A 14943-nucleotide genomic window follows, 5' to 3' on the forward strand; every position below is an offset into this window, starting at 1 on the left:
CGGTGCCCTGCTGCTGACGGTCCGCTACCACGACCATGCCTCGGTGCTCGGCCTCCCCGGCTGGCTCCGACGGCCGATGTGGCGGCGGATCCAGCAGCTCAATGCGACGTACGACGAGATCCATGCGCAGCACGGCGGGGTGCGCATCGACCTGGCGCAGCGTCCGGAGGTGGCGACGCGGGCCTTCTGGTCGGTGGATCGGCTGCATCCCTCGGGGTCGGGTCACCGGGCGGTCGCGCGGTGGTACGCCGAGCTGCTGGCCGAGCGCGGATATCTCGTCGTGCCTCCTCCGGCCGGGAGCGACGCGGGTCTGGCGCCCTCACGCCGGGAGGACCTGGCCTGGCTGGCCAGGGCGGGCCTGCCGTGGCTCGCGCGGCGGGCGGGGGACCTCGGACCGTGGGGAGCGCGGATGGCGCTGGCGGAGCTGGGTGCCCGGCGAGGCCGCGAGCTGGCGCGGATGCCGGCCCTGCCGGGGCCCGACGTCGGCCCACTCCGCGACGAGGTCGTCGCCTGACTAGGTTTGTCCCCATGACGACTCCCATCGCCCCCGCACGCGCCGACGGCCGCACGGACGACCAGCTCCGCCCGATCACCATCACCCGCAACTGGCTCGACCACGCCGCCGGCTCGGTGCTGGTCGAGTTCGGCGGCACCAAGGTGCTGTGCTCGGCGTCGGCCTCCGAGGGCGTGCCGCGCTGGCGCAAGGGCTCGGGCCTGGGCTGGGTGACGGCCGAGTACGCGATGCTCCCCGCGGCGACCAACACCCGTTCCGACCGCGAGTCGGTCAAGGGCCGCATCGGTGGTCGCACCCACGAGATCTCGCGCCTGATCGGCCGCTCGCTGCGGGCGATCATCGACTACCAGGCACTCGGCGAGAACACGATCGTTCTCGACTGCGACGTGCTCCAGGCCGATGGTGGCACCCGCACCGCCGCGATCACGGGCGCCTACGTCGCCCTCGCCGACGCGGTCGCCCACCTGCGCTCGACCGGTGCGCTGATGGGTGAGCCGCTGACCGGCTCGGTCGCTGCCGTCAGCGTCGGCATCATCGACGGCGTGCCGCGCCTCGACCTGCCCTACGAGGAGGACGTCCGGGCCGAGACCGACATGAACGTCGTAATGACCGGCACCGGGTCCTTCGTCGAGGTGCAGGGCACGGCCGAGGGCGCTGCCTTCGACCGCGCCGAGCTGGACGCGCTGCTCGACCTGGCGGCCAAGGGCTGCGTCGACCTGACGCGCCTGCAGCAGGAGGCGCTCGCTCGATGAGCCGCGTCTTCCTCGCCTCGCGCAACGCCAAGAAGCTGGTGGAGATGCAGCGCATCCTGGCCGAGCACGTCGACGGGGTGGAGGTCGTCGGGCTCGATGACGTCACCGACTACGCCGAGCCGGTCGAGGACCAGCCGACGTTCGAGGGCAACGCCCTGCTCAAGGCGCGCGCCGGGTTCGCGGCGACCGGGCTGCCGACGATCGCCGACGACAGCGGGTTGTGCGTGAGCGCGCTCAACGAGATGCCGGGCGTGCTCTCGGCTCGCTGGGCCGGCCCTCCCAAGAGCGACGAGCGCAACAACGCTCTGTTGCTCGCCCAGCTCAGCGACGTACCGGACGAGAGGCGCGACGCGTGGTTCGAGTGCGCCGTCGCGTTCGTCGGTGCCGACGGCGCCGAGCTGGTCGAGCACGGCCGGATGCCCGGCCGGATCATCCGGGAGACGCGGGGCAGCGGTGGCTTCGGCTACGACGTGCTCTTCGTGGCGGACGAGCACGCCGAGGCCGACCTGACCTCCGCCGAGCTCGACCCGGCCGAGAAGGACCGCATCTCCCACCGCGGCCAGGCGCTGCGGGCGCTGGCGCCGCGGATCGCCGCGGCGCTCGCCTGATCAGGCGTCGACGTATTCCTGCGAGTCGATCTTGAGGCAGACGGCCATCCCCCACAGGGTGGCCAGGGCGAACATGACGACGGAGTAGACCGCGGCCGGCACCGAGATCTCGACGCTGTCGAGGACCTCGACCGCGACGAAGATCGCCAGGGCCCCGTTGTGCACCCCGATCTCGAACGACGACGCGATGGCCTGGGACTCGACGATGCCGACGGCCCTGGGGATGACGTAGCCCACGACGAGGCTGGTCGCGCAGAAGATGGCCGCGATCAGGCCGACGTCACCGAGGTAGTCGAGGATGTTGTTGCGCTGGTCGACCATGATGCCCAGGACCAGGGTCGCCAGGATGATGGCCGAGCCGATGCGGACCGGGCGGTCCATGCGGGCGGCGAACTCGGGTGAACGGTGACGGATCGCCATGCCTATGCCGACCGGGATCAAGATGATGGCGAACACCTTGACCACCTCGGCGAAGGGCATGCTGACGTCGTCGCTGCGGTCGAAGTAGGCGATCGCGAGGTTGGTGATGATCGGCAGCGTCGCGATCGCGATGATCGAGTTGATCGCGGTCAGCGTGATGTTGAGCGCGACGTCGCCGCGGAACAGGTGGCTGAACAGGTTGGCGGTCGTCCCGCCCGGGCTGGCCGCGAGGAGCATCATGCCGATGCCGAGCAGCGGTGGCAGGTCGAAGAGCAGCACCAGGCCGAAGCAGATGATCGGCAGGATCACCAGCTGTGCAGCGAGGGCCACCAGCACGGCCTTGGGGTTCTTCCCGATGCGACGGAAGTCGGCCATCGTCAGGTCGAGCCCGAGTCCGAGCATGATGATGCCGAGTGCGATCGGGAGCCCGATGGTTGTCAGCGCAGAGTCCATGTGCGGACACTAGCGACGTGAGGCCTCGGCGGGGCCGAAATCGCGATCACGTTGCGTGGGGTGCGCTCGGAGAGATTCGAACTCTCACTGGACAGGACCTAAACCTGTTGCCTCTGCCGTTGGGCTACGAGCGCCTGGTGCGCCCAGCGTAGGTGCTTGCGCGGACGGGTACGCGCGGGGTGCGCGGGGTAGTTGAGTGAGAGTTTGCACTCCGTCGACGGTTTTCCCACAAGGTCTCACTTGACTACCCGGCGCCCCCCGACGAGCAGCGCAGCCCGCCGTCAGTCGAGCCCGAGGTCCCGACGCAGCTTGGCGACGTGGCCGGTGGCCTTGACGTTGTACTGCGCGAGCTCGATCTTGCCGTCCTCGTCGATCACGAAGGTCGAGCGGATGACGCCCTCGACGACCTTGCCGTAGAGCTTCTTTTCGCCGAACGCGCCGTAGGCCCGGTGGACCTCCAGCGACTCGTCGGACAGCAGCGCGAGCGTGAGCTGGTCACGCTCGCGGAACTTCGCGAGCTTGGCGGGCTTGTCCTTCGAGACTCCCAGCACCTCGTAGCCGGCGCCCTTGAGCGACTCCAGGGACTCGGTGAAGTCGCAGGCCTGCTTGGTGCAACCGGGGGTCATGGCGGCGGGGTAGAAGTAAACGATCACCTTGCGTCCGCGGAGCCCGGACAGCGTCACCTCGGCGCCGGTGTCGTCGGTGAGGGTGAAGTCGGGGGCGGTGTCGCCGGGGGCGAGGCGGTCGGTCATCCGGGGTCTCCTGGGTCGGGGGACCTGCCCGGGCGGACAGGTCGGATCCCGTCGTTGGGGTCAGGTGGTTGTTGCAAACAAGATGCAATAAGGTGGCGGTGCCAGGTGGGCGGCGTTCGGGGGAGCCCGCCCACCGGCAATCTACCGACCGCTCCAGGAGGCACGCGTGCACGTCCCCGAAGGCTTTCTCGACGTACCGACCTCGTTGGCGACGGGTGCGATCGCGGCTGCTGGCGTGGGACTCGCCCTGCGGGGTGCGCGCCGCGAGCTCGACGACCGAACGGCCCCGATGGCAGGCCTCGTCGCCACCTTCGTGTTCGCCGCTCAGATGATCAACTTCCCGGTCGGCGCCGGCACCAGCGGCCACCTCCTCGGCGGAGCGCTGGCGGCGGTCCTCGTCGGTCCGTGGTCGGCCGTGCTCTGCATCTCGGTGGTGCTGCTCGTCCAGGCCCTGTTCATGGCCGACGGCGGCATCACCGCGCTGGGCACCAATGTCACGTTGATGGCGCTCGTCGGCGCCGGCATCGGGTGGCTGGTCTTCGCGGGGCTGCGCCGGGTTCTGCCGCGCAGTACGCCCTCGATCGTGGCCGCGGCGGCCGTCGCCGGCTTCGTCAGCGTGCTCGCGGCCGCCACGACCTTCACTGCCCTCTTCTCGCTCGGTGGCACCCTCCCGGTCGACCCGGCCAAGGTGCTGGTCGCGATGGTGGGCTGGCACACCCTGATCGCGCTGGGGGAGGCGGCCATCACCGGCCTGGTCGTCGCCAGCGTGATCGGCGTGCGCCCCGACCTCGTGTACGGCGCCGCGCCGGTGCTACAGGCCCGCGAGCTCGAGATCCGCCTGCCCGACTCGCAGGTCGTGCGATGAACCGGCGCACCTTCTTCGCGATCGGCGTCCTGCTGACGCTGCTGCTCGCCGGGGTGGCGAGCTACTACGCCAGCAGCCACCCCGACGGCCTGGAGTACGTCGCCGGCCAGACCGGCTTCGGTGACTCGGCCGAGGACTCGGCGACGGACGACAGCCCGCTGGCCGACTACCAGACCGAGGGGGTCGAGGACGAGCGCCTCAGCGGCGCCCTGGCCGGGCTGGCCGGGGTGGGGCTGGTCGCGCTGCTCGGCGGTGCGCTCTTCTGGACCCTCGGCCGCCGCTCCCGCGCCGAGGAGCCGGGCACCGACCAGGACGACGGCTGATGGGCGCCGGCCACGGCCACCGCCTGCACTTCCACGCGCACAGTCCTATCCACCGCGCGCCGGCCCACCTGAAGATCGTCGCCCTCGTCGTCTTCATGCTCGTGGTCGTCGCCACGCCGCGCCAGGCCTATGCCGTGTTCGCCGTCGAGGCCGCCGCCCTGGTCGGCGTCGTCCTGCTGTCGCGGGTGCCTGCGCCGTACCTCGCCAAGCGCATGGTGATCGAGGTGCCGTTCGCGGTCTTCGCGGTGCTGGTGCCGTTCGTCGCCTACGGCCCACGCATCGACGTCCTCGGCGTCAGCGTCTCCGAACCGGGGCTGCTCGCGGCCGGGGCGCTGCTGATCAAGGGCACCCTGGGCGTGCTGGCCTCGCTCACCCTCGCTGCGACCACCGAGCCGCAGGACGTGCTCCGCGGTCTCGAACGACTGCGGATGCCCGACCTGATCGTGCAGATCATGGGATTCATGATCCGCTACCTCGACGTCGTCACCGCCGAGCTGGCGCGGATGATGGTCGCCATGCGCTCGCGCGGCTGCGAGCCTCGCTCGCCCAAGCACTGGCCGACCCTGGCGCGGGCGATGGGGTCGCTGTTCATCCGCTCCTACGAGCGCGGTGAGCGGGTCCACCTCGCGATGCTGTCGCGCGGCTACGACGGACGTTTGCCATGAGCACCCCGGTCCTCGACGTCCGCGGCCTGGCATTCGCCTACCCCGACGGACACCAGGCGCTGTACGGCGTCGACCTGCACGTCCACCAGGGGGAGCGGGTCGCCCTCCTCGGACCCAACGGCGCGGGCAAGACGACGCTGGTGCTCCACCTCAACGGCATCCTCACCGCCGGCGCCGGCGAGGTGGCCGTGAGCGGGCTGCCGGTCGCGAAGCGGAACCTGCAGGAGATCCGGAGACGGGTCGGCATCGTCTTCCAGGACCCCGACGACCAGCTCTTCCTCGGGACCGTCCGCCAGGACGTCGCCTTCGGCCCCGCCAACCTCGGTCTCAAGGGCGCGGCGCTCGACAAGCGGGTGATGACGGCGCTCGACCTGGTCGGCATGGCCGACTTCGCGGACCGCCCGCCCCACCACCTCTCCTTCGGGCAACGGCGGCGCGTGGCGATGGCGACGGTGCTGGCGATGGAGCCCGAGATCCTCGTGCTCGACGAGCCCAGCTCCAACCTCGACCCCGCCAGTCGTCGCGAGCTCGCCGACATCCTGCGCAGCCTCGACGTGACGTTGCTGATGGTGACCCACGACCTGCCGTACGCCCTGGAGCTCTGCCCCCGCTCGCTGGTGCTGAGCGACGGGATCGTGGTGGCGGACGGTCGGACCTTCGACGTGCTCACCGATGCGCCGCTCATGGCCGCCCACCGGCTGGAACTGCCCTGGGGATTCGATCCGCGCTCGGTTGGTAGCCTTCCGGCGTGACCAACGAACTGAGCGCGCTCGAGCGCGAGATCGAGGAGACGCGGCAGCGCCTCGCCAGCACGATCGACCAGCTCACCCACCGCGCCAGCCCGAAGACCATCGTCGGTCGCCAGGTGACGTCGGTGAAGTCCAGCTTCGTGGACCTCGAGACGGGCACCCCGCGCACCGACAACATCATCAAGGTCGCCGGCGGAGTCGTCGGCGCGATCGTGGTGCTCGCCCTGCTGCGCAAGATCGTCCGCTGACCGCGGGCCTGATCCACCCGTGAGCACCACCTCGGGCGCAGCAGCCATCAAGATGCTGCACGACCGTCTCCTGGTCGAGCTCGACCCCGAGTCGGGCGAGCGTCGCTCCTCCGGCGGCATCGTCATTCCCGCGACCGCTGAGATGGGTGCCCGCCGACTCGCGTGGTCGCGAGTCATCGCCGTCGGCCCGCACGTCCGGGCCGTCGAGGTCGGTGACCGGGTGCTGTTCGACCCGGACGAGAAGTCCGAGGTCGAGGTGCAGGGAGACGTCTACATCGTGATGCGCGAGCGCGACGCGCACGCCGTCGCGGCCGAGCGGCTGGACGCCGGTTCCACGGGCCTCTACCTGTAGGAGCGAAATGCGGGAAGTCCCGTGAGGGTCTAGCCACGGGGCCCCGGCCGGGGTGAGGATGGCTGGGTCGCGACATTACCCCCGTGAATGTCGAGACGTCGTTGGACGGCCTGTGCGGATCCCCCCGCTCGTGCAGGCCGTCCGCCCCGCTCACCGCCTAGGGTGAGCGCGTGAAGCAGCGCGACGTGATCGTCATGGACGACTCCGAGATCGACACCTTCCTGGGCCAGCAACGCAGCTCGACGGTGGCCACGCTCGGTCCGCAGGGCCAGCTCCACCTCGTCGGCATGTGGTTCGCGTGGTTCGACGGCCACGTCTGGCTCGAGACGAAGCCGAAGTCGCAGAAGGTGCGCAACCTGCGCCGCGACGACCGGATGACGTTCCTGGTCGAGGCCGGTCACACCTACGACCAGCTGCGCGGCGTCTCGTTGGAGGGCCGCGGGGTGGTCGTCGAGGACGACGCCGAGCTGCTGGAGCGTGTCTGCCTGCAGATCTTCGAGCGCTACAACGCGCCGTACACACCTGAGCTGCGGCCCTTCCTCGACCTGATGATGCACAACCGTGTGGTGGTGCGCCTCGACGTCGAGCGCACCCGGACCTGGGACCACCGCAAGCTCGGCCTGCCGGCCATGGAGCTCGGCGGCACGACCGCGGCCTCCGTCCGGGAGCTCGACTGAACCGCTCGTCCGAAGGCCTCCGGGACTTTCAACGTGCGCATCGGTGAAGGACTCCACCGGGACCTCGTCGTGCACGCGGCCGAGGCGGCTCGAACGCAAGAAGGTCAGGACCGGTGACCGGTCCTGACCTTCTCATTTGTACGCCAGCAGGGACTTGAACCCCGAACCCGCTGATTAAGAGTCAGCTGCTCTGCCAATTGAGCTACTGGCGCATATTGCGCAGCGCGGTGGAGCGCTGCGCAACGAGGTTGAACTCTACACGCATGCGACCCACGGGTGAAATCGAGATGTGTCAGCCGAGATCTGCGAGCACGGCCTGGGCCGCGTTGTGGCCGCCGAGGCCGGAGACGGCGCCGCCGCGCCGCGCCCCGGAGCCGCAGAGCAGCACCACGTCGTGGTCGGTCGCGACGCCCCACTGCTGGGCCGCGGTGTCGCGGCGGGCGCGGTTGGGCGCCCACGGCCAGTCCAGGTCGCCGTGGAAGATGTGGCCGCCCGGCATGGCCAGGTCGCGCTCGATGTCCTGGGGGACCTTCGCCTCGATGCAGGGGTTGCCGTCGGTGTCGGTGGCGATGCAGTCGCGGATCGATCCGACCAGGTGCTCGTCGAGCGAGGCGATCGCGCGCTCGACCGCGAGGTCCTTGGCCGCCGCACCACCCGGCCCCTCGAACAGGCTCGCCGGGGTGTGCAGCCCGAAGTAGGTCAGCGTGTGCGCGCCCTGCGCGGCCAGGTCCCCGAGGATCGAGGGGTCGCTGAGGGAGTGGCAGTAGACCTCGCCCGGCATCGTGGTCGGGACCTGCCCGGCCGACGCCTCGGCGTACGCCGTCTCGAGCTGTGTGTAGTCCTCGCCGAGGTGCAGGGTGCCGGCGAAGGCGACGGCCGGGTCAGCGCCCGACCTGAGCTCGGGCAGCCGGTCCAGGAGGAAGTTGATCTTGAGCTGCGAGCCCTCCGGCTTGCTGGCGTCGTCCTCGCCGTCGCCGAGCAGGATGCGCAGCACCCACGGCGCGACACCCGACAGGACGCGGCGACAGGTCAGCGACTGCTCGCGCGACCCGTCGTGCCAGACCACGGTGGCCGAGTTGGAGCCCGGTTCGATCCGGCTCACGCCTGCGCCGGTGAGGATCTCAGCGCCTGCCGAGGTGGCCGCACGGGCCAGCGCGTCGGTCACCGCGCCCATGCCGCCGATGGGCACGCGCCACTCGCCGGTGCCGTTGCCGATCAGGTGGTAGAGGAAGCAGCGGTTCTGGACCAGCGTCGGGTCGTGCAGCGACGCGAAGGTGCCGATCAGGGCGTCGGTGGCGACCACGCCGCGGACCGTGTCGTCGAGGAAACGCTCCTCGATCGTCCGTCCGAGCGGCTGGGTGACGACGTCGCGCCAGAGGCCGGGATCGACGGCCTCGCGCAGCTCGCGCTCCAGGGGGAGCGGTGACATCAGGGTCGGCGCGACGGCGTGCGCGAGGTCGGTCACGTCGGCGTAGAACTCCCGCCAGGCGTCGTACTCCCGGTCCGATCCCGTCAGGGCGGCGAACGACTTCCTTGTCAGCTCACCCTCCGGCCGTTCGATGAGGAGGCCGCCGGCCTGTCCGTCCCGGGTGTACGGCGTGTAGGAGGCCGTGCTCCGTGACGCCAGCCGGACGTCGAGGTCGAGGTCGGCCATCAGCTGCTCGGGCAGGAGGCTGACGAGGTAGGAGTAGCGCGACAGCCGGGCCGGCAGGCCGGCGAACGGGCTGACCGAGACGGCCGCGCCGCCGGTGTGGCCGAGGCGTTCGAGGACGACCACCGAGAGGCCCGCGCGGGCGAGGTAGGCGGCCGCGACGAGACCGTTGTGGCCGCCGCCGACGATGGCGACGTCGTAGCTGTGCTGACCGTTGCTCACCTGAGCCAAGGTAGTCGCACCTCCGGGCGGGAGTGGTCAGGAGGGCAGCAGGGCCTCCATCGCCTCGATCTCGGCGCTCTGGGTGTCGATGACGTCCTCGGCCAGCTCGACGGCTGGTTCGTACTGCCCGTCCTCGGTCTCGGCCTGCGCCATCTCGACGGCTCCGCGGTGGTGCTCGAGCATCATGTCGAGCCACATCGCCTGGAACTCGCCCTCGGGGGCCTCCTCGAGAGCGGTCATCTCGTCGGCCGACATCATGCCGGGCATGCTGGTGTCGAGGCCTTCCATCGACTCACCCATGTGCTCCATGTCGTGACCGGCGTTGGAGTGGTCGCGCATCGTCTCGGGGATCGGTTCGTCCCAGTCGGTGAGCCACTCGGAGAAGGTCTGGATCTCGGGTGCCTGGGCGGCGCGCACCTGCTCGGCGATCTCCTGCACCTCCGGATCGAGCGGGCGGTCCAGGGTCAGGTCGACCATCGAGAGCGCCTGCGCGTGGTGCTGGAGCATCTCGGAGGCGAAGGTGACGTCGGCGGCGTTGTGCTCGGTCGCGGAGCGCTCCGGCGCGGGCGCGGAGTCCTCGCCACAGGCGACGGCCAGGGCGAGGATGAGAGCCACGGCGGTCGTGCGGAGGACTCCGCCGACATTGGGGTGGCGCATGAGGAATATACCCCCCTAGGGTATTGGTTCGAGTCGGTATGAACCACTCCATCATTCACAACGGAGGAAGCCAGATGACCAGCACGCCGCACCACGGACACGCCGGGCACGACCATGCAGCGATGAGCGGGGTGAACTCGATGGCGCTCAGCGCCACCCTGCACTGCCTCACCGGCTGCGCCATCGGTGAGATCGCCGGCCTCATGATCGGCACCGCGATCGGCCTGAGCGCCGGCTGGACCATCCTCCTGGCCGTGTCCCTCGCCTTCCTGTTCGGCTATGCGCTCTCGACGCTGCCCCTGGTCAAGGCGGGCCTGGGGTTCGGCGCCGCCCTCAGCCTCGTGCTCGCCGCGGACACGCTGTCGATCGCGACCATGGAGGTCGTGGACAACGCGGTGATGGCCCTCATCCCGGGGGCCATGGACGCAGGTCTGGTCAACCCCGTCTTCTGGGCCAGCATGATGCTCGCCCTGACCGTCGCCTTCTTCGCTGCCTGGCCGGTCAACCGCTACCTCCTCCAGCGCGGCAAGGGTCACGCGCTGACCCACGGCCACCACGCCGGGGGAGCGGTGAGCGGCGCGCGCCGCCTCATCCCGACGCTGACGACCGCGACCCTGGTCGCAGCCATCGTGGCGTTCATGCTCGGCGGGTTCGTGGTCTCGGTCGCCGACCGGCTCGGGGACGAGCAGGTGACGGAGACCTCGCACGCATCGAGTCGACGCTGACGCTGCGTGGAAAAGCAGAAACCGCAGGTCAGGAGACATGTCCCTGACCTGCGGTTTCATTGGGGTGAGTAACGGGACTTGAACCCGCGACATCCGCCACCACAAGGCGGCGCTCTACCAGCTGAGCTATACCCACCATGGCTCGCGCACAACGGCGCGAGACCGAGAGAAGTGTAGGGCAATCAGTGCGCGGATTCTGAATCGGGGCCGAGGCCGGTGATCGTGCCGGCGTGCTTGGCCGCGATCTCGCGAGCAGCGGTGCTGTCGAGGCCGGGCTGCGGGACGAAGACCGCCTCGCGGTAGTAGCGCAGCTCCTCGATGCTCTCCTGGATGTCGGCCAGCGCCCGGTGGTTGCCGCGCTTGGCCGGAGCCGCGAAGTAGGTGCGGGGATACCAGCGGCGGGCGAGCTCCTTGATCGAGGAGACGTCGACGTTGCGGTAGTGCAGGAAGCCCTCGAGGGTGGGCATGTCACGGGCCAGGAACGAGCGGTCGGTGGCGACGGTGTTGCCACCCAGCGGCGGCCGGCTGCCGTCGGGGCAGTGCTCCTTGATGTAGGCCAGCACCTGCTGCTCGGCGTCCTCCATCGTCGTCCCGCCCTCGAGCTCCTCGAGCAGGCCGGAGGAGACGTGCATGTGGCGGACGAAGTCGATCATCTGGTCCAGCGCGGCCTGCGGTGGCCGGATGAGGACGTCGATGCCGTCACCGAGGACGTTGAGATCGAAGTCGGTGACCAGCGCCGCAACCTCCACCAGGGCATCGGTCTCGAGGTTGAGGCCGGTCATTTCGCAGTCGATCCAGACGAGTCGCTCATTCACGGTGAGCACCCTACTCAGGGTTCTCAGCGGTGGTTCAGGCGCTGGTCCTAGGGTCAGACACGTGAAGCAGTGGATCGGTCTCGTCGCGCGACTGATCACCGGTGGCGTCTGGATCGTCGCCGGCGCGCTCAAGCTCCCCGACCCGTCGGGCAGTGTCCGCGCCGTACGCGCCTATGAAATCCTGCCGGAGCCGATCGTGCCGACGGTGGGCTACGCCCTGCCGGTGGTCGAGGTCGCGCTCGGTGTCTGCCTGGTGCTCGGGCTGCTGACCCGGCTGATGGGAGCGCTGTCGGCGCTGTTGTTCGTCGCGTTCATCGTCGGGATCTCGGCGGCGTGGGCCCGCGGGCTGTCGATCGACTGCGGCTGCTTCGGCGGTGGCGGCGAGATCGCGGACGCGACGGCGAAGTATCCGTGGGAGATCGCCCGCGACGTCGGTCTGCTGCTGCTGTCCGTGTGGCTGGTGATCTGGCCAAGCAGCCGCTGGTCACTTGATGCTGTTGTCCTCCCGCCGCGTGCGGGTGAAGTCTCGCCCGGACCGGGCGAAGGAGAGGAACTCGATGTCGAAGCGCAACAAGGCCGCTGAGCGGGCCGCCCGGGCCGCGGCCCTGAAGGCGGAACGGGAGCGCAAGGCGCGCCGGGACCGGCAGCGCCGGCTGCTGACGATCGGCGCCGTCGTCGGCGGCCTGTTGATCGTCGTGGTGGCGGCCGTCTGGTTGCAGAGCCGCGCGGGTGACATCGACGAGACGGCGGCTGCCCCCGAGGGAGCCACCCAGTCCTACGGTCTCCGGCTGGGTACGGCGGACGCGGAGCACGAGGTCGTCATCTACGAGGACTTCCTGTGCCCGGCGTGCAAGTCCTTCGAGGACGCCTACGACGCTGAGCTGGAGAGCGCCGTCGAGGAGGGTCGGGCGAGCGTCGAATATCGCCCGCTCGACTTCCTCGGCCGGTTCGGTGACTACTCCCAGCGCACCGCCAACGCGTTCGCGGTCGTGCTGGACGCCGCCGGCCCCGAGGTGGCCAAGGAGTTCCACGACCTGTTGTACGCCGAGCAGCCGGCCGAGGACGGAGACCACCCCGACGACGCGTGGCTGATCGAGAAGGCCGTCGAGGCAGGCGCGACCGAGGCCGACGTGGCCGCCGGCATCGAGGGCCTCGAGTTCGAGGCGTGGGTCAGCAACGGCGTGAAGGCCGCGACCTCCGCGGGGGTCCAAGGCACTCCCACGGTGATGGTGGACGGGGAGGCCATCGACGCCAGCACCCTCGCCGAGGCGATCGAGTGAGCGAGCAGACGCAACCCGCCCTGGCCCAGTTCATCGCCGGCCTGCCCAAGGCAGAGCTGCACGTCCACCACGTCGGGTCGGCGTCACCGCGGATCGTCGCCGAGCTCGCGGCGCGTCATCCGGGGACCGTTCCCTTCGACCTCGATGAGCTGAAGACGTTCTTCGAGTTCCGCGACTTCGCGCACTTCGTCGACGTCTACCTCGCGGTCGTCGACCTGGTCAGGACACCCGAGGACGTCCGCACGCTGACCTACGAGGTGGCGCGCGAGATGGCGACCGGTCAGCACCTGCTCTACGCCGAGCTCACGTGCACGCCCTACACCTCCGTGCGACCCGACCGCGACGACATCGGCATGCCGATCGAGGCCTACACCGAGGCGATCGAGGACGCGCGGGTCTCGGCCGAGCGCGACTTCGGGCTGGTGCTGCGCTGGATCTACGACATCCCCGGCGAGTCGGGGATCCCCGCCGCGGACGCGACCTTGTCGTACGCGCTGGACCACGGTCCCGAGGCGCTGGTCGGCTTCGGCCTCGGCGGGCCGGAGATCGGCGTACCGCGACCGCAGTTCCAGCCGCACTTCACCGCCGCCCGGGCTGCCGGGCTGCACTCCGTGCCGCACGCGGGGGAGACGACCGGGCCCGAGACCGTGTGGGACGCGGTCCGCCTGCTCGGGGCCGAGCGGATCGGGCACGGGACGTCCTCGGCCCTGGACCCCGCGCTGCTCGCCCACCTCGCCGCGGAGGGCATCACGCTGGAGGTGTGCCCGTCGTCCAACATCGCGACCCGGGCGGTGGCATCGCTGCCCGAGCACCCGCTCCGCCTGTTCGTCGAGGCCGGCGTCCCGGTGACGATCAACTCCGACGACCCGCCGATGTTCGGCACGACGCTGAACGCGGAGTATGCGATCGCGGCGGAGCTGCTCTCGTTGTCCGCCGAGGGTGTCGCCGACCTGTCGCGAGCAGCCGTCCGCGCGTCGTTCGCCCCGGCCGACGTGAAGACGCGGATCCTCGGGGAGATCGACGACTACCTGGGCTGATCGGGGCCGCTCGCTCGCCCCACCTGTCACCTCGCACGGCGTGTCCGGCGCGACACGCCGTACGCCGCGAAGATCTCGGCAGAGATTCGGCCCCGGGTCTTGCGCGGGCTCGCGGGGCGGGCGTAGAACTGAGGAGTCGGAAGGACTTCGGTCCGGAAGACACCGGAAGCCGGCAACTCATACTTGCCGGCTTCCACCCATTTCAGCCCGAAATGCGTTCGGCCCGGCGATCTCATACGACGCCGGGCCTGTTGCTTTTCTAACCGGCGCGCTGCACCCGATCCGGGAGGCGCGCCGGGATCAGACCCGGCTGGTGCGGGTCCCGTCCTCGTTGAAGTCGTGCTGCTGGAAGTCGACGGTGCGCAGCGCGTTGGACAGCGACGTCACCATCGACTGGCCGATGACGCCGTCACGGTCGTAGACGGTGGCGACGCCGACCGCGATCCCGTCGTGGCCGGACCAGCGCTCGCCGCGCAGCCCCAGCTCGGCGGTGCGGGGGAGCCGGGACAGCGACAGGGTGATGTCGGTGTTGATGTACTGCACGCCCTTGCTGCCCCAGTTGCACGCCATCGTGGTGGCGTCGGCGATGCTCGCGACGGCCTGGAACGGGGTCGGCTCCTCGCCGGCCACGACCGGAACGCCGTGCTGCCAGGTCTGCTTGCGTCCGGCGTTCTGGTGCTCCGAGAAGTCCTGCGACCACGGCTCGTCACTGGCGAACCACGGGATGGTCGGCGCAGTCAGCACGGGCACCCCGTCCGGCGCCGTCGGGTCGTCGGTGGGCCGCCAGACCTCTCCGTCGGGGTCCTCGCTGGGCTTGAGGAAGATCGCGCTGGCGCGGACCTTGGGCTCGCCGTCCTGGACGAGCACGGCATCGACCAGGCAGATCCGCCGGCCCTCGCGCACGACCGTGGTGTCGATGGTGAACGGGCTCATCGTCGCCGGTCGGAACATGTCGAGGGTGTAGCGCGCGGGGCGGAGGTCGTCGCGCGGGACGCTCATCTCGATGGCCCGAGCCATCGCGCCGCTCACGGCCACCCCGTGCATCTGGTCCGCGCTCCACAGGCTGCGCGCGGCGTCCGTCGGAGTCAGCAGCTCGGCCTCGGCGGTGAAGAAGGAGAAGGTCACGCCCGCATTGTTGCGTGGACGGGCCCTTGACCAGAGTGCCCGGGCCTTCGAGA

The 14943-nt window shown here is 70.2% G+C and carries 19 protein-coding genes, 3 tRNA genes and 2 pseudogenes; 15 read left to right on the plus strand and 9 right to left on the minus strand.

Features of this window, described 5'->3' with window-relative positions; all coding sequences use genetic code 11:
* The 3 genes and pseudogenes from CF8_RS22950 to rdgB all read left to right on the plus strand — a co-directional run.
* Positions 1–514: pseudogene (locus tag CF8_RS22950) on the plus strand (hypothetical protein); the annotation flags it as partial.
* A gap of 14 nt (positions 515–528) precedes the next feature.
* The gene (gene rph, locus CF8_RS04915; RefSeq protein ID WP_010832033.1) at positions 529–1266 is read left to right on the plus strand and encodes a ribonuclease PH; all 738 of its coding nucleotides are present in this window, start codon (positions 529–531) and stop codon (positions 1264–1266) included.
* Entirely contained in the window at positions 1263–1874 is a 612-nt protein-coding gene (rdgB, locus tag CF8_RS04920; RefSeq protein WP_010832034.1) for an RdgB/HAM1 family non-canonical purine NTP pyrophosphatase, read from the plus strand. Before rph ends, rdgB begins: the two co-directional genes overlap by 4 nt.
* On the opposite strand, the gene CF8_RS04925 is transcribed toward rdgB, so the two are convergent.
* The 3 genes from CF8_RS04925 to bcp all read right to left on the minus strand — a co-directional run bounded on the left by CF8_RS04925 (position 1875) and on the right by bcp (position 3499).
* Positions 1875–2747 carry a bile acid:sodium symporter family protein gene (locus CF8_RS04925; RefSeq protein WP_010832035.1) on the minus strand — a complete coding sequence of 291 codons (873 nt, stop codon included), beginning with the start codon at positions 2745–2747 and terminating at the stop codon, positions 1875–1877.
* A 61-nt stretch (positions 2748–2808) separates the two neighbouring features.
* Positions 2809–2881, minus strand: a tRNA-Leu gene (locus CF8_RS04930).
* Between the two features lie 147 nt (positions 2882–3028).
* Positions 3029–3499, minus strand: coding sequence for a thioredoxin-dependent thiol peroxidase (gene bcp, locus CF8_RS04935; RefSeq protein ID WP_010832036.1), 471 nt, complete (start codon positions 3497–3499; stop codon positions 3029–3031).
* A 166-nt stretch (positions 3500–3665) separates the two neighbouring features.
* Between bcp and CF8_RS04940 the strand changes: the two genes are divergently transcribed.
* The 8 genes and pseudogenes from CF8_RS04940 to CF8_RS23650 form a co-directional block, all read left to right on the plus strand.
* Positions 3666–4364 (plus strand): energy-coupling factor ABC transporter permease, encoded by a 699-nt coding sequence (locus tag CF8_RS04940; RefSeq protein WP_010832037.1) that lies wholly within the window; start codon positions 3666–3668, stop codon positions 4362–4364.
* Positions 4361–4687: a PDGLE domain-containing protein gene (locus tag CF8_RS22350; protein ID WP_010832038.1), complete on the plus strand. Its 327-nt coding sequence runs from the start codon at positions 4361–4363 to the stop codon at positions 4685–4687. Before CF8_RS04940 ends, CF8_RS22350 begins: the two co-directional genes overlap by 4 nt.
* Positions 4687–5352, plus strand: a complete 666-nt coding sequence (cbiQ, locus tag CF8_RS04950; RefSeq protein WP_010832039.1) for a cobalt ECF transporter T component CbiQ — start codon at positions 4687–4689, stop codon at positions 5350–5352. The genes CF8_RS22350 and cbiQ overlap by 1 nt, the downstream gene beginning before the upstream one ends.
* Complete coding sequence (locus CF8_RS04955; protein WP_010832040.1) at positions 5349–6104, plus strand: energy-coupling factor ABC transporter ATP-binding protein; 756 nt, start codon at positions 5349–5351, stop codon at positions 6102–6104. The genes cbiQ and CF8_RS04955 overlap by 4 nt, the downstream gene beginning before the upstream one ends.
* A complete protein-coding gene (locus tag CF8_RS04960) occupies positions 6101–6349 on the plus strand; it encodes a DUF3618 domain-containing protein (RefSeq protein WP_010832041.1) in 249 nt (82 codons plus the stop codon). The genes CF8_RS04955 and CF8_RS04960 overlap by 4 nt, the downstream gene beginning before the upstream one ends.
* Positions 6350–6401: 52 nt before the next feature.
* On the plus strand, positions 6402–6701 hold the full coding sequence (locus tag CF8_RS04965; protein ID WP_051204383.1) for a GroES family chaperonin: 300 nt from the start codon (positions 6402–6404) through the stop codon (positions 6699–6701).
* Between the two features lie 170 nt (positions 6702–6871).
* Positions 6872–7378, plus strand: a complete 507-nt coding sequence (locus tag CF8_RS04970; protein ID WP_010832043.1) for a pyridoxamine 5'-phosphate oxidase family protein — start codon at positions 6872–6874, stop codon at positions 7376–7378.
* 21 nt (positions 7379–7399) lie between these two features.
* Positions 7400–7495, plus strand: a pseudogene (locus CF8_RS23650) (toxin-antitoxin system HicB family antitoxin); the annotation flags it as partial.
* Between the two features lie 22 nt (positions 7496–7517).
* Here CF8_RS23650 and CF8_RS04975 read toward each other — a convergent pair.
* The 3 genes from CF8_RS04975 to CF8_RS04985 form a co-directional block, all read right to left on the minus strand.
* A tRNA-Lys gene (locus CF8_RS04975) sits at positions 7518–7590 on the minus strand.
* A gap of 80 nt (positions 7591–7670) precedes the next feature.
* Positions 7671–9251 carry a phytoene desaturase family protein gene (locus CF8_RS04980; RefSeq protein ID WP_010832044.1) on the minus strand — a complete coding sequence of 527 codons (1581 nt, stop codon included), beginning with the start codon at positions 9249–9251 and terminating at the stop codon, positions 7671–7673.
* A 36-nt stretch (positions 9252–9287) separates the two neighbouring features.
* Complete coding sequence (locus tag CF8_RS04985; protein ID WP_036490275.1) at positions 9288–9908, minus strand: DUF305 domain-containing protein; 621 nt, start codon at positions 9906–9908, stop codon at positions 9288–9290.
* 74 nt (positions 9909–9982) lie between these two features.
* On the opposite strand from CF8_RS04985, the gene CF8_RS04990 reads away from it, so the two are divergent.
* Positions 9983–10633 carry a DUF4396 domain-containing protein gene (locus CF8_RS04990; protein WP_232211578.1) on the plus strand — a complete coding sequence of 217 codons (651 nt, stop codon included), beginning with the start codon at positions 9983–9985 and terminating at the stop codon, positions 10631–10633.
* A gap of 60 nt (positions 10634–10693) precedes the next feature.
* Here the strand turns inward: CF8_RS04990 and CF8_RS04995 are convergent.
* A tRNA-His gene (locus CF8_RS04995) sits at positions 10694–10769 on the minus strand.
* Between the two features lie 46 nt (positions 10770–10815).
* A complete protein-coding gene (gene orn, locus CF8_RS05000) occupies positions 10816–11448 on the minus strand; it encodes an oligoribonuclease (protein WP_084623004.1) in 633 nt (210 codons plus the stop codon).
* 61 nt (positions 11449–11509) lie between these two features.
* On the opposite strand from orn, the gene CF8_RS05005 reads away from it, so the two are divergent.
* Genes CF8_RS05005 through CF8_RS05015 form a run of 3 tightly spaced genes read left to right on the plus strand, consistent with a single transcriptional unit; the run spans position 11510 to position 13765 of the window.
* The gene (locus CF8_RS05005) at positions 11510–12031 is read left to right on the plus strand and encodes a MauE/DoxX family redox-associated membrane protein (protein ID WP_010832048.1); all 522 of its coding nucleotides are present in this window, start codon (positions 11510–11512) and stop codon (positions 12029–12031) included.
* Positions 12006–12728, plus strand: coding sequence for a DsbA family protein (locus CF8_RS05010; protein WP_010832049.1), 723 nt, complete (start codon positions 12006–12008; stop codon positions 12726–12728). Before CF8_RS05005 ends, CF8_RS05010 begins: the two co-directional genes overlap by 26 nt.
* The gene (locus CF8_RS05015) at positions 12725–13765 is read left to right on the plus strand and encodes an adenosine deaminase (protein ID WP_010832050.1); all 1041 of its coding nucleotides are present in this window, start codon (positions 12725–12727) and stop codon (positions 13763–13765) included. Before CF8_RS05010 ends, CF8_RS05015 begins: the two co-directional genes overlap by 4 nt.
* A 300-nt stretch (positions 13766–14065) precedes the next feature.
* Here the strand turns inward: CF8_RS05015 and CF8_RS05020 are convergent, their stop codons facing one another.
* Entirely contained in the window at positions 14066–14890 is an 825-nt protein-coding gene (locus CF8_RS05020) for a thioesterase family protein (protein WP_010832051.1), read from the minus strand.
* Positions 14891–14943 lie beyond the last annotated feature (53 nt).

Origin of the sequence: Nocardioides sp. CF8 (genome assembly GCF_000389985.1) — a bacterium.
In the GTDB taxonomy this organism is placed as follows: domain Bacteria; phylum Actinomycetota; class Actinomycetes; order Propionibacteriales; family Nocardioidaceae; genus Nocardioides; species Nocardioides allogilvus.

Bases quoted from the DNA above. Each gene is read 5' to 3' on its own strand.
- CF8_RS04965 (WP_051204383.1), top strand. From the start codon at position 6,402: ATGCTGCACGACCGTCTCCTGGTCGAGCTCGACCCCGAGTCGGGCGAG.
- bcp (WP_010832036.1), bottom strand. From the start codon at position 3,499: ATGACCGACCGCCTCGCCCCCGGCGACACCGCCCCCGACTTCACCCTC.
- rdgB (WP_010832034.1), top strand. From the start codon at position 1,263: ATGAGCCGCGTCTTCCTCGCCTCGCGCAACGCCAAGAAGCTGGTGGAG.
- cbiQ (WP_010832039.1), top strand. From the start codon at position 4,687: ATGGGCGCCGGCCACGGCCACCGCCTGCACTTCCACGCGCACAGTCCT.
- CF8_RS04985 (WP_036490275.1), bottom strand. From the start codon at position 9,908: ATGCGCCACCCCAATGTCGGCGGAGTCCTCCGCACGACCGCCGTGGCT.
- CF8_RS22350 (WP_010832038.1), top strand. From the start codon at position 4,361: ATGAACCGGCGCACCTTCTTCGCGATCGGCGTCCTGCTGACGCTGCTG.
- CF8_RS04925 (WP_010832035.1), bottom strand. From the start codon at position 2,747: ATGGACTCTGCGCTGACAACCATCGGGCTCCCGATCGCACTCGGCATC.
- CF8_RS04955 (WP_010832040.1), top strand. From the start codon at position 5,349: ATGAGCACCCCGGTCCTCGACGTCCGCGGCCTGGCATTCGCCTACCCC.
- CF8_RS05010 (WP_010832049.1), top strand. From the start codon at position 12,006: ATGTCGAAGCGCAACAAGGCCGCTGAGCGGGCCGCCCGGGCCGCGGCC.
- rph (WP_010832033.1), top strand. From the start codon at position 529: ATGACGACTCCCATCGCCCCCGCACGCGCCGACGGCCGCACGGACGAC.
- CF8_RS04990 (WP_232211578.1), top strand. From the start codon at position 9,983: ATGACCAGCACGCCGCACCACGGACACGCCGGGCACGACCATGCAGCG.